Annotated in this window: 14 protein-coding genes; 13 read left to right on the top strand and 1 reads right to left on the bottom strand. The window is 67.4% G+C overall.

Annotated features, from left to right (window positions below):
* The first annotated feature begins 2 nt into the window (after positions 1 to 2).
* Positions 3 to 2,291, top strand: a complete 2,289-nt coding sequence (locus ACLM5J_RS14225; protein ID WP_413657090.1) for a RelA/SpoT family protein — start codon at positions 3 to 5, stop codon at positions 2,289 to 2,291.
* A gap of 77 nt (positions 2,292 to 2,368) precedes the next feature.
* Here ACLM5J_RS14225 and ACLM5J_RS14230 read toward each other — a convergent pair whose 3' ends face one another.
* Positions 2,369 to 3,607: a DUF349 domain-containing protein gene (locus tag ACLM5J_RS14230; protein WP_413657091.1), complete on the bottom strand. Its 1,239-nt coding sequence runs from the start codon at positions 3,605 to 3,607 to the stop codon at positions 2,369 to 2,371.
* Between the two features lie 83 nt (positions 3,608 to 3,690).
* On the opposite strand from ACLM5J_RS14230, the gene ACLM5J_RS14235 reads away from it, so the two are divergent.
* The 12 genes from ACLM5J_RS14235 (at position 3,691) to alaS (ending at position 18,883) form a co-directional block, all read left to right on the top strand.
* On the top strand, positions 3,691 to 4,401 hold the full coding sequence (locus tag ACLM5J_RS14235) for an MBL fold metallo-hydrolase (protein ID WP_413657164.1): 711 nt from the start codon (positions 3,691 to 3,693) through the stop codon (positions 4,399 to 4,401).
* Positions 4,401 to 5,744 carry a histidine--tRNA ligase gene (hisS, locus tag ACLM5J_RS14240; RefSeq protein WP_413657092.1) on the top strand — a complete coding sequence of 448 codons (1,344 nt, stop codon included), beginning with the start codon at positions 4,401 to 4,403 and terminating at the stop codon, positions 5,742 to 5,744. The genes ACLM5J_RS14235 and hisS overlap by 1 nt, the downstream gene beginning before the upstream one ends.
* A gap of 37 nt (positions 5,745 to 5,781) precedes the next feature.
* Positions 5,782 to 7,575 carry an aspartate--tRNA ligase gene (aspS, locus tag ACLM5J_RS14245; RefSeq protein ID WP_413657093.1) on the top strand — a complete coding sequence of 598 codons (1,794 nt, stop codon included), beginning with the start codon at positions 5,782 to 5,784 and terminating at the stop codon, positions 7,573 to 7,575.
* Positions 7,576 to 7,715: 140 nt separating this feature from the next.
* Positions 7,716 to 8,723, top strand: coding sequence for an ABC transporter permease (locus tag ACLM5J_RS14250; RefSeq protein ID WP_413657094.1), 1,008 nt, complete (start codon positions 7,716 to 7,718; stop codon positions 8,721 to 8,723).
* A gap of 74 nt (positions 8,724 to 8,797) precedes the next feature.
* A complete protein-coding gene (locus ACLM5J_RS14255) occupies positions 8,798 to 10,570 on the top strand; it encodes an ABC transporter substrate-binding protein (RefSeq protein ID WP_413657096.1) in 1,773 nt (590 codons plus the stop codon).
* Between the two features lie 119 nt (positions 10,571 to 10,689).
* Complete coding sequence (locus ACLM5J_RS14260; RefSeq protein WP_413657097.1) at positions 10,690 to 11,706, top strand: ABC transporter permease; 1,017 nt, start codon at positions 10,690 to 10,692, stop codon at positions 11,704 to 11,706.
* Between the two features lie 10 nt (positions 11,707 to 11,716).
* Positions 11,717 to 12,775 carry an ABC transporter ATP-binding protein gene (locus tag ACLM5J_RS14265; RefSeq protein ID WP_413657098.1) on the top strand — a complete coding sequence of 353 codons (1,059 nt, stop codon included), beginning with the start codon at positions 11,717 to 11,719 and terminating at the stop codon, positions 12,773 to 12,775.
* 113 nt (positions 12,776 to 12,888) lie between these two features.
* Positions 12,889 to 13,992: an ABC transporter ATP-binding protein gene (locus ACLM5J_RS14270; protein WP_413657165.1), complete on the top strand. Its 1,104-nt coding sequence runs from the start codon at positions 12,889 to 12,891 to the stop codon at positions 13,990 to 13,992.
* Positions 13,993 to 14,035: 43 nt separating this feature from the next.
* A complete protein-coding gene (locus ACLM5J_RS14275; RefSeq protein ID WP_413657099.1) occupies positions 14,036 to 15,385 on the top strand; it encodes a replication-associated recombination protein A in 1,350 nt (449 codons plus the stop codon).
* Positions 15,386 to 15,396: 11 nt separating this feature from the next.
* The gene (locus ACLM5J_RS14280) at positions 15,397 to 15,903 is read left to right on the top strand and encodes a hypothetical protein (protein ID WP_413657100.1); all 507 of its coding nucleotides are present in this window, start codon (positions 15,397 to 15,399) and stop codon (positions 15,901 to 15,903) included.
* Entirely contained in the window at positions 15,900 to 16,196 is a 297-nt protein-coding gene (locus tag ACLM5J_RS14285) for a DUF6167 family protein (protein WP_413657101.1), read from the top strand. Before ACLM5J_RS14280 ends, ACLM5J_RS14285 begins: the two co-directional genes overlap by 4 nt.
* Positions 16,196 to 18,883 (top strand): alanine--tRNA ligase, encoded by a 2,688-nt coding sequence (gene alaS / locus ACLM5J_RS14290; RefSeq protein ID WP_413657102.1) that lies wholly within the window; start codon positions 16,196 to 16,198, stop codon positions 18,881 to 18,883. Before ACLM5J_RS14285 ends, alaS begins: the two co-directional genes overlap by 1 nt.
* Positions 18,884 to 18,885: the final 2 nt, after the last annotated feature.

Genomic DNA, 18,885 nt, shown 5'->3' on the forward strand with positions numbered 1-18,885 from the left:
CAATGGCCGACCAGCAGCCCGAGACCACACCCAGCGGCGTCACGTCCGCACGCCGGATGCGCGCCCGGTTGGCTCGGATCGGGGCTCGGCCGCAAGGTGGTAACCCGGTGCTCGAACCGCTCTTCCGAGCGGTTCGAGCCAACCACCCCAAGGCCGACCTCGCGCTGCTGGAACGCGCCTATCTGACGGCGGAGCGGCTCCATGAGCCGCAACGTCGCAAGAGCGGCGAGCCCTACATCACCCACCCGCTGGCGGTCACCACGATCCTGGCGGATATCGGGATGACCGAGGCCACGCTGGTCGCGGCGTTGCTGCACGACACGGTCGAGGACACGCCGTACACGCTCGCTGAGCTCACCGCCGACTTCGGTGAAGAGGTCGCCCGCCTGGTCGACGGCGTCACCAAGCTCGACAAGGTCACCTACGGCGACTCGGCCCAGGCCGAGACGATCCGGAAGATGATCGTCGCGATGTCGCAGGACATCCGGGTCCTGGTGATCAAGCTCGCCGACCGTCTGCACAACATGCGGACCCTGCGGTTCGTGAAGCAGGAGACGCAGGAACGCAAGGCCCGCGAGACCCTCGACATCTATGCCCCGCTGGCCCACCGGCTGGGGATGAACACGATCAAGTGGGAGCTTGAGGACCTCGCCTTCGCGGCGCTGCACCCCAAGATCTACGACGAGATCGTCCGGATGGTCGCCGAGCGGGCGCCCTCGCGGGACAAGTTCCTCGCCGAGGTGATCGCCCAGGTCGAGGCCGACATCAAGGTCGCCAAGCTGAAGGCCCGGGTGACCGGTCGGCCGAAGCACTACTACTCGATCTACCAGAAGATGATCGTGGGCGGTCGGGAGTTCTCCGACATCTACGACCTGGTCGGTATCCGGATCCTGGTCGAAGAGGATCGCGACTGCTATACAGCGCTCGGCGTGATCCACGCTCGGTGGAGCCCGGTCCTGGGCCGCTTCAAGGACTACGTCGCGCTGCCGAAGTTCAACATGTACCAGTCGCTGCACACCACGGTGATCGGCCCGCAGGGCAAGCCGGTGGAGATGCAGATCCGGACCTTCTCGATGCACCGCCGGGCCGAGTACGGCGTCGCGGCGCACTGGAAGTACAAGGAGAACGGCCGCAACGGCGTCGACACCGACAAGCTGGCCGAGAAGGAAGACATGAGCTGGGTCCGCCAGCTCATGGACTGGCAGAACGATGTCGAGGACCCGAGCGAGTTCCTGGACTCGCTGCGCTTCGAGATCAACCGGACCGAGGTCTACGTCTTCACCCCGCGGGGTGACGTGATCCCGCTGCCCACCGGCTCGACGCCGGTCGACTTCGCCTACGCGGTGCACACCGAGGTGGGCCACCACACGATCGGCGCGCGGGTCAACGGGCGGTTGGTGCCGCTGGAGTCGAAGCTCGACAACGGTGACGTCGTCGAGGTCTTCACCTCGAAGGCTCCCAACGCCGGACCGTCCCGCGACTGGCTGAACTTCGTGAAGTCGCCGCGGGCGAAGTCGAAGATCCGGCAGTGGTTCACCAAGGAACGCCGGGAAGAGGCGATCGAGGCCGGCAAGGAGCTGATCACCAAGGCGCTCCGCAAGGAGGGGCTGCCGATCAAGCGGCTGATGTCGCACGACTCGCTGCTCCAGGTCGCCCAGCAGATCAAGCTGGGGGACATCTCCTCGCTCTACGCCGCGGTCGGTGAGGGCAACCTCGGTGCTCAGACCGTCGTCCGCAAGGTCGTCGAGCTTCACGGCGGTATCGAAGGCACCCCCGACGAGAGCCCTGAGGGGCTGCCGAGCACCCCGCGTCGCAACCGCCCGGCCCGGGTCTCCGGCGCGGGTGAGGCCGGCGTCGTGGTCAAGGGAGCCGACGGCCTCTGGGTGAAGCTGGCGCGATGCTGTACCCCGGTCCCGCCGGACGAGATCCTCGGCTTCGTAACCAAGGGCGGCGGCGTCTCGGTGCACCGGATCGACTGCACCAACGCGGAGGATCTCAAGAACCAGCCGGAACGCCTCGTCGAGGTCGACTGGGCACCCACCGCGAAGTCCACCTTCCTGGTGAACATCTGCGTAGAGGCGCTCGACCGCGCCCGGCTGCTCTCGGACATCACGATGGCGCTCTCCGACGTCCACGTGAACATCCTGAGTGCCTCGTTGACCACCACCCGCGATCGCGTCGCGAAGAGCAAGTTCTCCTTCGAGATGGCCGACGCCAAGCACCTGGACTCGGTGCTTCGCGCCGTCCGCTCGGTCCCCGGCGTCTTCGACGCCTACCGGATCACCCAGTAGCCCAAGGGCGCACAAATAGCACGCGAGGCTGCACAGACCTGTGCAACCTCGCGTGCTATTCGTGCGCCCTCGGCGGGTCAGCCGTTGAAGTCGGCGGCGGTCTTACGCGCCATCTCCAAGAACGCCTGACGAGATTCGAGGTCGCTTTCGAGCTTCTTCACCTTGTTGGCGTCGCCGGCAGCGCGGGCCGCCTCCAGCTTGGCCTTGGTCTCGTCGATCGCGGTCTCCAGCTTCCCGATCATGTCGTCGGCACGGGCCGACTTCTCCGGGTCGCTCTTGCGCCACTGCTCGTCCTCGACGGAGCGGATCGCCTGCTCGACCTTGCGGATCCGGGCCTCGAGTTCCTTGATCCGGCCGCGCGGGACCTTGCCGGCCGCGTCCCAGCGGTCGGCGATGTCGCGAAACGCGCGCTTGGCGGCGTCCAGGTCGGTCACCGGGAGCAGCGCCTCGGCCTCGACGAGGATCTGGTCCTTGACGACGGCGTTGGCCTCGAACTCGGCGTCGAGGGCCGCGTTGGCGGCGTCGCGAGCGCCGAAGAAGGTGTCCTGAGCGCCACGGAACCGCTTCCACAGCGCGTCGTCGACGTCGCGGGGAGCCGGTCCTGCGGCCTTCCAGTCGCGCATCAGGTCGCGGAACTTGTTGGCGGTCGGGCCCCACTCGGTGGAGTCGGCCAGCGCCTCAGCCTGGGTGGCCAGCTTCTCCTTGACCGCGCGGGCGCCCTCACGCCGTTCGGCCTGCTCGGAGAAGTGCGCCTTGCGGCGGCGGGTGTAGTTGGTCCGGGCGGTGGAGAATCGGCGCCACAGGGCGTCGTCGGCGGAGCGTTCCAGACGGGGGAGTGCCTTCCACTCCTCGAGGAGGTCACGGAGCCGGTTGGCGCCGTTGCGCCAGTCGTTGCTCCCGGCCAGCTTCTCGGCCTCGGCGACGATCGCGTCCTTGCGCTCCTTGGACTCCGCCACCTTGGCGGCCCGCTCGGCCTTGCGCTCGTCGCGCTGCTTGTCGATCACCGGGCTCAGCGCGTCGAGCTTCGCCAGCAGCGAGTCGAGGTCACCGACCGCGTGGGCGTCGACGACCTGGTCCCGCACCGCCTTGACCGACTTGGCGGCCTCCTCCGGGGCGAGGGCGCCCGAGTTGACCCGCTGGTGCAGCAGATCGACCTCGAAGGACAGCGCCTCGAACCGGTTGGTGAAGAACTTCAGGGCCTCTTCGGGGGTTCCTTCGGGGTACTGACCAACCGCTCGTTCACCGTCCGCGGTACGGACGTAGACGGTGCGATCGTCGGCTACTCGACCCCAGGGAGTCTCCTGCTCTGCGCTCATGGTTGACCATCGTAGTCACCCCACCGCCCACCCTCGGTAGGCTCTACCGGTCAGAGTGTTCGAATCGGCCTACGAGGTGCGTGTTGTTCATCGCCGGATTCCCTGCTGGACCGTGGGGGACCAACTGCTATGTCGTCGCCAACCAGGCTGGCTCCGAGTGTGTCGTGATCGACCCGGGTAAGGACGCCGCCAGCGGCGTCGCCGACGTCGTTCGCGAGCACAAGCTCAAGCCGGTCGCCGTGCTGGTGACCCACGGGCATGTCGATCACATGTGGAGCGTGGCCCCGGTTGCGGGGACCTACGACGCCACCGCCTGGATCCACCCCAAGGACCGTCACCTGCTGGCCGACCCGATGGCAGGGATGTCGGCGGAGACCACCTCGATGATGCTCGGCGGCAAGTACGAGTTCGCGGAACCGGACGACGTCCGCGAGATCACCGACGGTGCGGTCCTGGAACTGGCCGGAATGCGGTTCGAGGTCGACCACACGCCGGGGCACACAGAAGGCTCCATCGTCTTCCGGACGCCGTACCCGGAGCAGGACATCTCCCAGGTGATGTTCTCCGGTGACCTGCTCTTCGCCGGTTCGATCGGCCGTACCGATCTGCCCGGCGGTGACCACAACGCGATGCTGAACAGTTTGCGGACCAAGGTGCTCACCCTGCCGGACAACATCGTGGTGCTGCCCGGTCACGGTGAGCAGACCTCGATCGGCCGGGAGCGCGCGATCAACCCGTTCTTGGTGGATCTCGCCGAGACCGGCGACGCCGGCCGCACCACCCGGGGGCTGTGATGGCGAAGATCACGCCGCTGAGTGGCTTCCCCGAGTTCCTGCCCGAGCAGCGCTGGGTCGAACGTGCGGTCACTGACACGTTGGCCGCGACGTTCGAGCTGCACGGCTTCGCCAACATCGAGACCCGCGCGGTCGAGCCGCTCGACCAGTTGTTGCGCAAGGGCGACACCTCCAAAGAGGTCTACCTGCTGCGCCGGCTCCAGGAGGAGTCGGCCGAGGGCCACGCCGGGATGGGTCTGCACTTCGACCTGACGGTGCCCTTCGCGCGTTACGTGCTGGAGAACGCCGGAAAGCTCGAGTTCCCGTTCCGTCGCTTCCAGATCCAGAAGGTCTGGCGTGGCGAACGGCCGCAGGAGGGGCGCTTCCGCGAGTTCACCCAGGCCGACATCGACATCGTCGGGCGCGACGTCCTGCCGTTCCACCACGACATCGAGGTCACCCGGGTGATGGTCGATGCGCTGACCCGCCTCGACTTCCTGCCCGCGTTCCGTCTGCAGGTCAACAACCGCAAGCTGATCCAGGGCTTCTACGCCGGGTTGGGTATCGAGCAGCCCGACGAGGTGATGCGCCTCGTCGACAAGCTGGACAAGGTCCCCGCCGAGAAGGTGCACGCCTTGCTGCTGGCTGAGGCGGGCATCGACGCGGCGACCGCCGATCGGGTGCTCCAGCTCGCCACCATCCAGAGTGGTGACGACTCGTTCGTCGACGCCGTCCGCGCGCTTGGCGTGGAGCACGAACTTCTCGATGAGGGCCTCGACGAACTGGCGGCCCTGGTTCGCGGCTGTGCCGACCTGGTCAGCGACCGGGTCGCGGTGGTCGCCGACCTCTCGATCGCCCGCGGCCTCGACTACTACACGGGCACGGTCTTCGAGACGCGCCTGGCCGGCTACGAGTCGCTGGGTTCGATCTGTTCGGGCGGCCGCTACGACGCGCTCGCCTCGGACGGCAGGTCGACCTATCCGGGGGTGGGCATCTCGCTCGGCGTCAGCCGAGTGCTGGTGCCCTTGATCTCCAAGGGTCTGGTCAGTGCCAGCCGAGCTGTCCCCAGTGCGGTCCTGGTCGCGCTGGTCGACGAGGAGTCGCGCGCCGATGCCAACGCTGTGGCGCACGCGCTACGCACCAGGGGAGTGGCCTGCGAGGTCGCGCCGTCGGCGAGCAAGTTCGGCAAGCAGATCCGTACCGCCGAGCGTCGCGGGATCCCGTTCGTCTGGTTCGCCCAGGCCGACGGCACCCACCAGGTCAAAGACATTCGCAGTGGCGACCAGGTCGAGGCCGACCCGGCCACCTGGACGCCGCCGGCAAACGATTTGAGGCCGACCATCACCTCGGCGGAGAATCAGTAGTGCCGTACTTTCCATCAATCCTCAAGGAGTCCTCACTGTGATCCGCACCCATGACGCCGGCGCCCTGCGCGCCGAGCACGTCGGCCAGACCGTCACCCTCGCTGGTTGGGTGGCCCGGCGACGCGATCACGGTGGTGTGGCCTTCCTCGATCTCCGTGAAGCCAGCGGCGTGGTCCAGGTCGTGGTGCGCGACGAGGAGGTCGCCGGTTCGTTGCGCAACGAGTTCTGCCTCAAGGTGACCGGCGAGGTCGTCGCGCGTACCGCCGAGAACGTCAACCCGAACCTGGCCACCGGTGAGGTCGAGGTCGTCGCGGCTTCGATCGAGGTGCTCAACACCGCCGCGCCGCTGCCGTTCCCGATCGACGACGCCGCTGCCTCCAAGGGTGGCGAGGTCGGCGAGGAGACCCGTCTCAAGTACCGCTACCTCGACCTGCGTCGTTCGGAGCCGCAGCGGCTGCTGCGTCTCCGTTCCAAGGTCAACAAGGCGATGCGCGACGTCCTCGACCGTCATGAGTTCGTCGAGATCGAGACCCCGACGCTGACCCGCTCGACGCCCGAAGGTGCTCGCGACTTCGTGGTTCCGGCCCGCCTGCACCCGGGCAGCTGGTACGCCCTGCCGCAGAGCCCGCAGCTCTTCAAGCAGCTGCTGATGGTCGGCGGGATGGAACGCTACTACCAGATCGCCCGTTGCTACCGTGACGAAGACTTCCGCGCCGACCGGCAGCCGGAGTTCACCCAGCTCGACATCGAGATGAGCTTCGTCGACCAGGACGACGTCATCTCCTTGATGGAAGAGCTGATCGTCGCGGTCTGGGCCCAGGGCGGCCACGAGGTCTCGGTGCCGCTGCCGCGGATCACCTATGCCGACGCGATGTCGCGTTTCGGTTCGGACAAGCCCGACCTGCGGATGGGCCAGGAACTGGTCGACTGCACCGGCTACTTCGCCGACACCACCTTCCGCGTCTTCCAGGCCCCGTACGTCGGTGCCGTGGTGATGCCGGGTGGCGCCGACCAGCCGCGTCGCCAGTTCGACGCGTGGCAGGAGTGGGCCAAGCAGCGCGGCGCCAAGGGCCTCGCCTACGTCACCGTCTCCGCCGAGGGTGAACTCGGTGGGCCGGTCGCCAAGAACCTCTCGGACGCCGAGAAGGCCGGCTTGGCCGCGCACACCGGTGCGAACCCGGGCGACTGCATCTTCTTCGCGGCCGGTCCGGCGAAGTCGTCGCGGGCCCTGCTGGGCGCGGCCCGGCTCGAGATCGGTCGCCGTTGCGGCCTGATCGACGAGTCGGCGTTCGCCTTCACCTGGGTCGTCGACGCTCCGCTCTTCGAGCCGGCTGACGACGCGGTCGCGAGTGGTGACGTCGCCGTCGGTGCCGGCGCCTGGACGGCGGTGCATCACGCGTTCACCAGCCCCAAGCCGGAGTTCCTGGACAGCCTCGAGGAGAACCCGGGCGCCGCCCTGGCCTACGCCTACGACATCGTCTGCAACGGCTCCGAGCTCGGTGGTGGTTCGATCCGGATCCACCGCGAGGATGTCCAGAAGCGGGTCTTCGACATCATGGGCATCTCGCCCGACGAGGCGGACGAGAAGTTCGGCTTCCTCCTGGAGGCCTTCAAGTTCGGCGCACCCCCGCACGGCGGCATCGCGCTGGGCCTCGACCGGGTGGTCGCGATCCTCGGCGGAGCGGACTCCATCCGCGACGTGATCGCCTTCCCGAAGTCGGGTGGCGGCTTCGACCCGTTGACCGAGGCGCCCGCCCCGATCACGGAGCAGCAGCGCAAGGAAGCCGGTGTCGACGCCAAGCCGGAGAAGGATCTCCCGCAGGAAGTGTGACGCACCGGACAGTTGCGCACTGGTCGAGACCGGATCGTTACTCACGGGTGACCAAACTGGTGGTTGTACCGTCGTAAAGTCAGCGGCCGGTGGTGGGGAATTCCCTGCCACCGGCCGAGCGCATTTACGACGAGGTGGGTATGTCTGTAACCGATCCCAAGCTGGGGGCAGGAGCCGCCACAGCAGCGGTGGACACGGCCGCTCCGGTCGCCAGCGTGGCGAGCAAGTCGCCTATGCAGCTCGCGATGGGACGGCTCCGCAAGGACAAGCTGACGCTGATCTCCCTGGCCTTCGTGATCTTCTTCATGGCCGCAGCGCTGCTCGCGCCGCTGGCCTTCCATGTCTTCGGCTGGATCGACCCGTTGAAGACCAACCAGGCCGCTCTCGACGAGTTCGGTCGACCCAACGCGGCCTGGGGTGGCATCTCCTGGTCGCACCCGCTGGGTCTGGAGCCGAGCATCGGCCGCGACACGCTCGCCCGGGTCTGGTACGGCCTTACCTTCTCCCTGCTGATCGCCGTCTCCGCGACGATGATCGCGATGACCCTCGGCGTCGTGCTGGGCATCGTCTCGGGCGCTGCTGGCGGTTGGGTGGACGCAATCATCGGCCGGATCATCGACCTCACCCTGGCCTTCCCGCAGACCCTGATGCTGCTGGCCCTCTCGACCACCGGTCTGATCATGGTCAGGACCTACCTGCATACGCCGGCGGGCAACGTGACAGCGGCCGTCTACGTGGTGCTGGTCCTCGGTGCCTTCGGCTGGACCAGCGTCGCCCGTATCGTCCGCGGCCAGGTGCTCTCCCTGCGTGAGCGTGAGTTCGTCCACGCCGCCCAGATGATGGGTGCCTCGCGGCTGCGGATCTACTTCCGGGAGATCCTGCCCAACCTGTGGGCCCCGATCCTGGTCAGCTTCACGCTGATGATGCCGGCCTTCGTCTCGGCAGAGGCTGCGCTCTCCTTCCTCGGCGTCGGGATCACCGCGCCGACCCCGACGCTCGGCAACATCCTGAGCGACTCGGTCCGCTACGCCGACAGCGTGGCCACGTACTTCTTCGTCCCGGCTGTCGTGATCGCCGCCATCGTCGTCTCGTTCAACCTGCTCGGCGACGGCCTTCGCGACGCACTGGACCCCAAATCGGATCGCTGAGCGATCCCCGACAACTCGGTGACGAACGTTGCCGATCGTGCCGCACCAGGTGCTGCACATCGAAGGAGGAATCAATGGGTAAGAAACTGAAGAGGGTGGTGGCGGTCGGTGCCGCCGCGACTCTGGGGTTGGCGCTCGCGGCCTGTGGCGGCGATTCCAACGACGATGGTGGTAGTGGCTCCGGCAATAACGGCACCAGCGAGCCCGGCAAGGCCGGCGGTCAGCTGAACTACAAGCAGCACTTCCTCTTCGAGGCTGCTGACCCGCAGCGGATCTACTACGGTGTCCAGCTCGCCAACTGGCGCCGCGTGGTCTACCGGGGTCTGACCGCGTTCCCGATGAGCGAGGACGCCAAGGTCTCGAACACGCCGGCCGCCGACCTGGCGACCGACACCGGCACCATGGAAGACGGCGGCAAGGTGTGGAAGTTCACCTTGAAGGACGGCGTCAAGTGGGAAGACGGCTCCGACATCACGTGTGAGGACGTTCAGTACGGCGCCAGCCGTCCGTTCGCCAACGACGTGATCACCGGTGGCCCGAACTACACCCTCAGCTACATCGACGTGCCGCAGAACCCCGACGGCACCTCGACCTACCCGGGCCCGTACAAGGCCACCCCCGAGCAGCAGAAGCAGTTCGAGGACGCGGTCAGCTGCGACGGCAAGACCGTCACCTTCCGGTTCAACAAGCCGTGGGTGGACTTCAACGCCGCGATCGCCGGCCTGATGATGGTCGACCCGTACAAGAAGTCCGCCGACAAGGGCGACAAGTCCAAGTGGAACGTGCTGTCCAACGGCCCGTACAAGTTCCAGGGCGGCAAGTTCGACCAGTCGAAGGGCGGCACGCTGGTTCGCAACGACCAGTACGACCCGGCCACCGACGACCCGGAGCAACTGCGTCTGGCCCTGCCGGACCAGATCAACTGGCAGGTCGACGACTCCGACACCGCTGGCGAGCTCTTCAACGACCAGCTGATCGAGGACAGCCCGGACTTCCAGAACGCGATCACCACCGCGCGTCTGGTCCCGACCCAGCTGCTCAAGGTCCAGAGCGGTGAGCCGGCCTCGCGTTACACCAACGTCGTCTCGCCGTTCACCGACTACCTGGTGGTCAACGCCAAGACCGTGACCGACCCGAAGGTCCGCCGCGCCATCGGCCTGGCGACCGACGTCAACGGCTACGTCAAGGCGATCGGTGGCGACAAGGTCGCCGAGGGTGCCGACTCGATCGTCAACCCCGGTGTGACCGGCTACAAGACCAACCCGGCATGGGCCGACCGCAACCTCGACGGTGACGTCGCGGCCGCGCAGGCGCTGCTCAAGGAAGCCGGCGTCAACGGCAAGTTCAAGCTGAAGGTGGCCTACCAGAAGTCGCCGACCATGGACAAGGCCTTCTCGATCCTTCAGGAGACCTGGAACAAGGCTGGTTTCGACGTGACCCTCGACGGTCAGGGCGCGACCTACTACGACATCCTGTCCAGCCCGGACAAGGACATCGACGTTGCTTGGGCCGGCTGGGGTGCTGACTGGCCGTCGGTCATGACGGTGATCCCGCCGCTGTTCGACAGCCGCCCGAACATCTCGAAGACCTCGTGCAACAACGACTACGGCTGCTACTCCAGCGACGCCTTCAACAAGGTCATCGACGAGGCTGCCAACGCTGCCACGCTCGACGAGCAGATCGCCAAGCTGCAGGAGGCTGACGGCATCCTCGGTGAGGACGCTGCCTACCTCCCGCTGGTCAACGAGAAGTTCAACTGGATGCACGGTTCCAAGGTGACTGGCTTCACCACCACCGCTGCTTCCGCTTCCTACCCGGAGCTCGGCCTCATCGGCGTCAAGCAGTGACCGAACTCTGATCATCGGCACCCGGGGCGTCGGTGACGCCGGCGCCCCGGGCACCACCCACCGCAGTGCGACCGGGTAGGACGTATTGCGAACCAAGGCTTCAAGAAGGCGAGATATCCATGTGGGCCTATATCGTGCGGCGCCTGGCGATCGGCGTGGTCCTGTTGCTGGGCGTCAGCCTGGTGACCTTCGCATTGTTCTTCGCCGCTCCGGCGGACCAGGCGAAGTCCGCGTGCGGCAAGACATGTACCCAGGCGCAGGTCGCTGAGACCTCACGGGCACTCGGATACGACCAGCCCGTCGTCGTCCAGTGGGGCAAGTTCGTCAAAGGCCTCGCGGTCGGTCGCAGCTTCCCTGAGGACAAGGCGCTGGCCAAGACCAACCCGGAGTTCATCACCGAGTGTGGTGCGCCGTGCCTCGGTTACTCGAAGAACCGCGGCGTGACGGTCAACCAACTGATCACCGACGCCGCCCCGATCTCGATCTCCCTGGCCGCCGTGGCGGTGGTCATCTGGCTGGTCCTCGGCGTCGGGTTCGGCATCGTGGCAGCGGTGACGAAGGGGAGTCTGATAGACCGAGGTCTGGTCGGTCTCACCCTGGTGATCTACGCCTTCCCGACCTTCTTCATCGGCTTCTTCTTCCTGAAATTCATGGCGATCAGATGGAAGATCCTCGATGTGCCGCACTACATATCCATTGCGGACGGGGGAGTGGGGCAATGGCTCTCGGGCCTGTTGCTGCCGAGCTTCACCCTCGCCCTGGTCTTCCTCGCCAGCTATGTCCGGATGACCCGAGCCTTCGTGCTCGAGTCGATGGGCGAGGACTACATCCGGACCGCGCGGGCCAAGGGCCTCAAGGGCCGCACGGTCCTCTTCAAGCACGCGCTGCGTGCGGCGTTGACGCCGCTGGTCACGATGACCGGTATCGACTTCGGCACCTTGCTCGGCGGTGCGGTGATCACCGAGCAGGTCTTCGGCTACAACGGCCTGGGCAAGCTCACCGTGACCGCCTCCAACTTCCAGGACCTGCCCACCCTGGTCGGCGTGGTCGTGGTGGCCGGCGCCTTCGTGATTCTGGCCAACATCGTGGTGGACATCGCCTACGCGTTCATCGATCCCCGCGTGCGGATCGGGTGAGGGAGTGACTATGAACGACAGCAGTCGCGCCTTCCTGTCGGTCCAGGACCTCGTGGTCCACTTCAAGACCGCGGACGGCATCGTCAAGGCCACCGACGGCCTCTCCTACAACCTTGAGCGTGGCAAGACGCTCGGCATCGTGGGCGAGTCCGGATCGGGCAAGTCGGTCTCCAGCGCCGCCATCATGGGCCTGCACCGCGGCACCAACGCGATGATCACCGGCAACATCTGGCTCGACGACGTCGACCTCCTCGAGCTCTCCGACCGCGAGATGCGGGCGAAGCGGGGCAAGGAGGTCGCGATGATCTTCCAGGATCCGCTCTCCGCACTGCACCCGTACTACTCGGTCGGCAACCAGATCGCCGAGGCGTACCGGGTCCACAACAAGGTCAGCCGGCGTGATGCACGCAAGAAGGTCGTCGAGATGCTGGAGCTCGTCGGCATCCCGCAGCCGGACCGTCGCTACGACTCCTACCCGCACGAGTACTCCGGCGGCATGCGGCAGCGGGCGATGATCGCGATGGCGTTGATCAACGACCCCAGCCTGGTCATCGCCGACGAGCCGACGACCGCGCTCGACGTGACGGTCCAGGCGCAGATCCTGGACCTGCTGCAGAAGCTGCAGCGCGAGTTCAACACCGCGATCATCATGATCACCCACGACCTGGGTGTGGTCGCCGAGATGGCCGACGACGCACTGGTGATGTACGCCGGTCGTGCCGTCGAGTACGGCCCGGTCAAGGAGGTGCTGACGCACCCGGAGATGCCCTACACCTGGGGCCTGCTCTCCAGCGTCCCGGACGTCGGCGGTGACCCGAACGCACGGATGGTGCCGATCCCCGGCAACCCGCCCAGCCTGCTCAACCCGCCGTCGGGATGCCCGTTCCACCCGCGGTGCGTGCACTCCGACAAGGTGCCCGGCGACCTCTGCCGCACCACCCTGCCCGAACTGCGCGAAGGCCCTCGCGGCGCGGGGCACCTGACCCGGTGCCACCTGCCCGACCCCGAGGCGATCTATGAGGCCGTGGTGGTCCCCGAGATCGCCCCCGAACAAGCTGAGGAGCGCTGAGCATGACTGAGTCAGGCAATCAGCCGAAGCTCGAGGACGTGCTGGCTCAGGCCAACAAGCCGACCGAGCTCGACCCGACCGCGCCGTCGATCCTGGCGGTCGACAACCTGGAGATGTACTTCCCGGTGCGCTCCGCGGGCGTGATCCGGCGCAAGATCGGCGACGTCAAGGCCGTCGATGGCATCTCCTTGACGATCCCCGAGGGCGGCTCGGTCGGTCTGGTCGGCGAGTCCGGTTGTGGCAAGTCGACCGCCGGCCGCGCGATCACCCGGCTCTACCGGCCCACCGGCGGGAAGGTGGAGTTCGAGGGCCGCGACATCGCGAAGCTCTCCAACCGGGAGCTGAAGCCGCTGCGCCGTGAGGTGCAGATGGTCTTCCAGGACCCGTACAGCTCCCTGAACCCGCGGCACACGGTCGGCTCGATCATCGGAGCACCGCTCCGGATCCACAACATGGTGCCCAAGGAGAAGACCCTGGCCCGGGTCCAGGAACTCCTCGAGGTGGTCGGGCTCAACCCGGAGCACTACAACCGCTACCCGAACGAGTTCTCGGGAGGTCAACGGCAGCGGATCGGGATCGCCCGTGCCTTGGCGTTGCAGCCGAAGCTGATCATCGCCGACGAGCCGGTCTCGGCCCTCGACGTCTCGATCCAGGCCCAGGTGATCAACCTGCTCCAGGATCTGCAGCGCGAGTTCAACATCGCCTTCCTGTTCATCGCCCACGACCTGGCCGTGGTCCGGCACTTCTGCCCCGAGGTCGCGGTGATGTACCTCGGCAAGATCGTGGAGATCGCCGACCGCGACACCCTCTACAGCCGGCCGAACCACCCGTACACCCAGGCGCTGCTCTCGGCCGCGCCCGATGTGAAGCAGGCGGCGATCGGTGGTCGTCGGGACCGGATCCGGTTGCAGGGTGACGTACCGAGCCCGATCAACCCGCCGTCGGGTTGCCGGTTCCGGACCCGTTGCCCGCTGGCTCAGGAGATCTGCGCGAAGGTGGAGCCGCCGTTGCTGCAGATCGGCCCCCGCCACAAGGTGGCCTGCCACTTCGCGGGTGAACTGGGCAACCACCCCACCGACCCGGTCACCGACCGGTTGCTGGGCGTCGACGTCAACGGCAACCCGGACCCGGGAGCGAGCCCGGTCTCGCTGGAGGACAAGCCCGGTTTCGGCGACGTCTGGTTCGACCTCAAGGCTCGTACCACCGTCAAGCCTTGATCAGTGCTCTCGCCGTCAGCGGCGACCGATAGGCTCAGTAGTTGTGGATGGTCTCTTCGAGGTGGCGGGTAGTGCCGCGGGGCAGGGATCTCTCGCCGGCAACACCCACGCATCGGCACCGCTCGCGGTGCGGATGCGGCCTCGCTCGCTCGATGAGCTGGTGGGGCAGGGACAACTACGGGCCGATGGGTCGCCGCTGCGGCAATTGATCGACGGCAATCGGCCGATGTCGTTGCTGCTGTGGGGGCCCCCGGGCACCGGCAAGACGACGATCGCGGCGATCCTCTCCGGCCAGACGGGTCGGGATTTCGTGGAGATCTCGGCGGTCGCGGCCGGCGTCAAGGAGGTCCGTGCGGCGATCGACAACGCGCGCCGCCAGTTGGCCAACTCCGGGCGCGAGACGGTGCTCTTCGTCGACGAGGTGCACCGGTTCAGCAAGGCGCAACAGGACGCCTTGCTCCCTGGGGTGGAGAACCGCTGGGTGAGCCTGGTGGCAGCGACGACGGAGAACCCGTTCTTCTCGGTGATCTCGCCGTTGCTCTCCCGCTCCCTGATGGTTCAGCTGGAGTCGTTGAGCGACGCCGACATCACCGATGTCCTGGACCGCGCCGTCACCGATGAGCGTGGTCTGGGCGGCGCCGTCAGCATCGATGACGACGCACGCGACCACCTGGTCCGGCTGGCCGGGGGAGACGCCCGGCGGGCGTTGACCTACCTGGAGGCGGCCGCCGGCGCGGCGGGTGGCAAGGGGAGCGTGGTCATCGACCTGCCCACCGCGGAGACCGCCGTCGACCGGGCTGCGGTCCGCTACGACCGGCAGGGCGACCAGCACTACGACGTCACCTCGGCGTTCATCAAGTCGATCCGAGGCTCGGACGCGGACGCCGCACTGCACTACCTGGCTCGGATGATCGAGGCGGGCGAGGACCCGCGGTTCATCGCCCGGCGGTTGGTCATCCTGGCCAGTGAAGACATCGGACTGGCCGACCCCAACGCGTTGACCACCGCGGTCGCGGCCGCACAGGCTGTCCAATTGATCGGCATGCCCGAGGCGCAGCTCAACCTGGCTCACGCCGTCATCGCTCTCGCCGTCGCACCGAAGTCGAACGCGGTCACCAATGCGATCTTCGCCGCGATCGCCGATGTCCGGGCCGGCAAGATCGGGCCGGTGCCCGCCCATCTTCGCGACGGCCACTACGCGGGGGCCAAGAAGTTGGGCCACGCCCAGGGCTACAAGTACGCCCACAACGAGCCGTTCGGAATCGCCGAGCAGCAGTACGCGCCCGACGCCGTCGCAGATGCGACCTACTACCAACCCACGGCGCTGGGTGCTGAGGCCACGATCAAGGAACGTTGGGAACGTGTGCGCCGACTGATTCGTGGATCGCGATAGGGTCGGGCGTCATGACTACCGTCGTCCTGCTGCTCGGTCTGCTGGCCGGCATCCTCGCCCTCGCGGTGGGTGTGCTCGGCCTTGCGCTGCGCCGTACCCGTCGCCAGGCGCTGGCGGAGGTCGCGGCGACCCGGGTCGAGGCAGCAGAGCTCCGGGCCCGGGTCGATGCCCTGGCCGTAGCGATGACGCCGGTGCCGGCTGCGGTGAGCGACGAATTCGTGATCACCGAACTCGGTACCACCCCTCCGGACGATCTGCCGGAGCCCACGGTGACCCGGATCGAAGGCCGTCTCTTCGCCGACATCGTGCTGCGTGAGTCGGTGGTCAAGGTCGCGTCCTTCTCGCACGGTCTCCGCCGGGCATTCGCGCCAGAGACCCGGAACCGGATCCGCTTCGAGATGAAGCGCGAGGTCAAGCGTTCCCGCAAGCAGCGCAAGGTCCTGATCCGCGACGTTCGCCGTGAGGCAGCCGCGCGACAACGCGCCGCCGAGGCCGGCGTCGAAGGGATCTCCGCATGAGGCGTGGCTTCTGGTTCGCCGCTGGCGCCGGGGCTGGTATCTACGCCATGAACCGAGCCCGCAGACTCCGCGAGTCACTGACCGTCGAAGGCCTCCGTGACCGGGCACAGGCCCTCTCCTTGGGCGCAAAGATGTTCCGCGACGAGGTAGCCCAGGCCCAGGTGGACAAGGAGGTCGAGCTGCGCGAGCGGCTCGGTCTGGCTCCCGCCGCGGCCAGCGACCGACAACTCTCCGCCGGCTCCACGCCGGCTCCCACCCCGATCACAGCAAGAAGACAGCGAGGCACCAACTGATGGAGACCGCGGAGATTCGCCGGCGGTTCGTCGACCACTTCCAGCGCAACGGGCACCAGGTGGTCCCCTCGGCGTCGTTGCTCCTCGACGACCCGACCCTGCTGTTCGTCAACGCCGGCATGGTGCCGTTCAAGCCGTACTTCCTCGGCCAGGAGACGGCGCCGTACCAGCGCGCGGTCAGCGTCCAGAAGTGTGTACGCACCCTCGACATCGAAGAGGTCGGTAAGACCACCCGGCACGGCACGTTCTTCCAGATGTGCGGCAACTTCTCGTTCGGTGACTACTTCAAGCCCGGCGCGATCGAGTTCGCCTGGACGCTGATCACCAACTCGGTCGAGGACGGCGGCTACGGCTTCGACCCGGAGAAGATCTGGGTCACCGTGCTCCACGGCGACGAGGAGACGAAGCAGCTCTGGCAGCAGATCGCCGGCCTGCCGCTCGACCGGATCCAGGAGCGCGGCAAGCTCGACAACTACTGGAACATGGGCGTTCCGGGCCCGGGTGGGCCTTGTAGCGAGATCTACTTCGACCGCGGCCCCGAGTTCGGTGCCGAGGGCGGTCCGGAGGCCGACGAGGATCGCTACCTGGAGATCTGGAACCTGGTCTTCATGCAGGAGTCGCTCTCCACGGTGCGCGCCAAGGACGACTTCGACGTCGAGGGGCCGCTTCCGGCCAAGAACATCGACACCGGCATGGGCCTGGAGCGGGTCGCCTTCCTGCTCCAGGGCAAGAACAACATGTACGAGATCGACGAGATGTTCCCGGTGATCGAGAAGGCCGCGGAGCTGACCGGCAAGACCTACGGTGCGGGTGGCGCGGACGGCGACGCCGACGACGTCCGGTTCCGGGTCGTTGCCGACCACATCCGCTCCGGCATGATGCTGATGGGTGACGGCGTCACTCCCGGCAACGACGGTCGCGGCTACGTGCTGCGCCGACTGCTGCGTCGGGCCATCCGTTCGATGCGCCTGCTCGGCTACGAAGGTCGCGCGCTCGAGCAGCTGCTCCCGGTCTCGCTGGCGAAGATGGAGCTCGGCTACCCGGACCTGCGCAAGGACTGGGAGCGGATCGCTCGGGTCGCGGCCGCGGAGGAGACCGCGTTCCGCAAGACCCTCGCCGCCGGCACCCAGCTCTTCGACAACGCCGCGGCGGAGACCAAGGCGGCGGGCGCCAGCGTCTTCTCCGGTGACCAGGCGTTCGCCCTGCACGACACCTTCGGCTTCCCGATCGACCTGACCCTGGAGATGGCGGCCGAGGCCGGACTCACCGTGGACGAGGCCGGTTTCCGGTCGCTGATGGCCGAGCAGCGCCAGCGCGCCAAGGCCGACGCCAAGGCGAAGAAGGGCCAGCACGCCGAGACGGGCGTCTACCGCGAGATCCTCGATGCGCACGGTCCCACCGACTGGCTCGCCTACGAGACGCTGGAGACCGAGTCCCGGCCGATCGCCGTCCTGAGCGGCGGCAGCAACGTCACCTCCCTGGCGCAGGGCGAGGTCGGTGAGTTGGTCCTCGACCGCACACCGTTCTACGCCGAGTCCGGTGGTCAGGCAGCCGACGCCGGCATCATCGAGTTCGACGGCGGGCGCCTCGAGGTGCTCGACGTGCAGCGTCCGGTCCGCGGCCTCGTCGTGCACCAGGTGCGGGTCCTCGAAGGCGACTTCGTGCCCGGCAAGGAACTGCACGCCAAGGTCGACCCGGAGTGGCGACTCGGTGCCCGTCAGGCGCACTCGGGTACCCACGTCATCCACGCGGCACTGCGTGAGGTGCTCGGCCCCACGGCGCTCCAGTCCGGCTCGTACAACCGGCCGGGTTACCTGCGCCTCGACTTCGGGTGGACCCAGTCGCTGACGCCGGCTCAGGTCCGTGACATCGAGCAGGTCTCCAACCAGGCGCTGCGGGCCGACCTTCCGGTCGGCTGGGAGTACATGACGCTCTCGGAGGCCAAGGAGTGGGGCGCGATCGCCCTCTTCGGCGAGACCTACGACGACACCAAGGTGCGCGTCGTCGAGATCGGTGGCCCGTGGTCGCGTGAGCTCTGCGGTGGTACCCACGTGGACCACTCGTCCCAGATCGGCACCCTGGTCGTCACCGGCGAGGCGTCGGTCGGCTCCGGCAACCGCCGGATCGAGGCCTTCACCGGTGTCGAGGGGTTCCAGTACCTGGCCCGAGAGCGGGACGTCGTCGGTGAGCTCACCGGCATGCTCAAGACCCAGCCCGGCGACCTGGTCGGCCGGGTCAACGAGCTCGTCGAGCGGCTGAAGAACACCGAGAAGGAGCTCGACAAGCTCCGGGTGGCTGCCCTGTTGGGCTCTGCCGGTGAGGTCGCCGCAGCAGCGAGTGACGTGGCCGGGGTCAACGTGGTCGCGCACCGTCTCGACGGTGCCAGCGGCGGCGACGTCCGCACCTTCGCACTCGACGTCCGTGGTCGCCTGCCCCAGGACCGCCCGGCAGCCGTGGTGGTGATCGGCAACGCCGACGGCAAGGTCGCCACGGTGGCCGCGATCAACGAGGCCGGTCAGGCCCGGGGGCTCAGCGCCAACGACCTGATCCGCGCTCTCGGCCCGCTGCTCGGCGGCAAGGGCGGCGGCAAGGCCGACGTGGCCCAGGGCGGTGGCACCGACGCGTCCCGGATCGATGAGGCACTGCAACTGGTAGCGGCCGAGGTCGCTCGCGCGGGTGGTAACTGACG

It is taken from the genome of Nocardioides sp. Bht2, assembly GCF_047308515.1.
Lineage (GTDB): Bacteria > Actinomycetota > Actinomycetes > Propionibacteriales > Nocardioidaceae > Nocardioides.

Coding starts and splice junctions, on each gene's coding strand:
- ACLM5J_RS14225 (WP_413657090.1), top strand. CDS start 3: ATGGCCGACCAGCAGCCCGAGACCACACCCAGCGGCGTCACGTCCGCA.
- ACLM5J_RS14230 (WP_413657091.1), bottom strand. CDS start 3,607: ATGAGCGCAGAGCAGGAGACTCCCTGGGGTCGAGTAGCCGACGATCGC.
- hisS (WP_413657092.1), top strand. CDS start 4,401: ATGGCGAAGATCACGCCGCTGAGTGGCTTCCCCGAGTTCCTGCCCGAG.
- ACLM5J_RS14250 (WP_413657094.1), top strand. CDS start 7,716: ATGTCTGTAACCGATCCCAAGCTGGGGGCAGGAGCCGCCACAGCAGCG.
- ACLM5J_RS14255 (WP_413657096.1), top strand. CDS start 8,798: ATGGGTAAGAAACTGAAGAGGGTGGTGGCGGTCGGTGCCGCCGCGACT.
- ACLM5J_RS14260 (WP_413657097.1), top strand. CDS start 10,690: ATGTGGGCCTATATCGTGCGGCGCCTGGCGATCGGCGTGGTCCTGTTG.
- ACLM5J_RS14265 (WP_413657098.1), top strand. CDS start 11,717: ATGAACGACAGCAGTCGCGCCTTCCTGTCGGTCCAGGACCTCGTGGTC.
- ACLM5J_RS14270 (WP_413657165.1), top strand. CDS start 12,889: ATGTACTTCCCGGTGCGCTCCGCGGGCGTGATCCGGCGCAAGATCGGC.
- ACLM5J_RS14280 (WP_413657100.1), top strand. CDS start 15,397: ATGACTACCGTCGTCCTGCTGCTCGGTCTGCTGGCCGGCATCCTCGCC.
- ACLM5J_RS14285 (WP_413657101.1), top strand. CDS start 15,900: ATGAGGCGTGGCTTCTGGTTCGCCGCTGGCGCCGGGGCTGGTATCTAC.
- alaS (WP_413657102.1), top strand. CDS start 16,196: ATGGAGACCGCGGAGATTCGCCGGCGGTTCGTCGACCACTTCCAGCGC.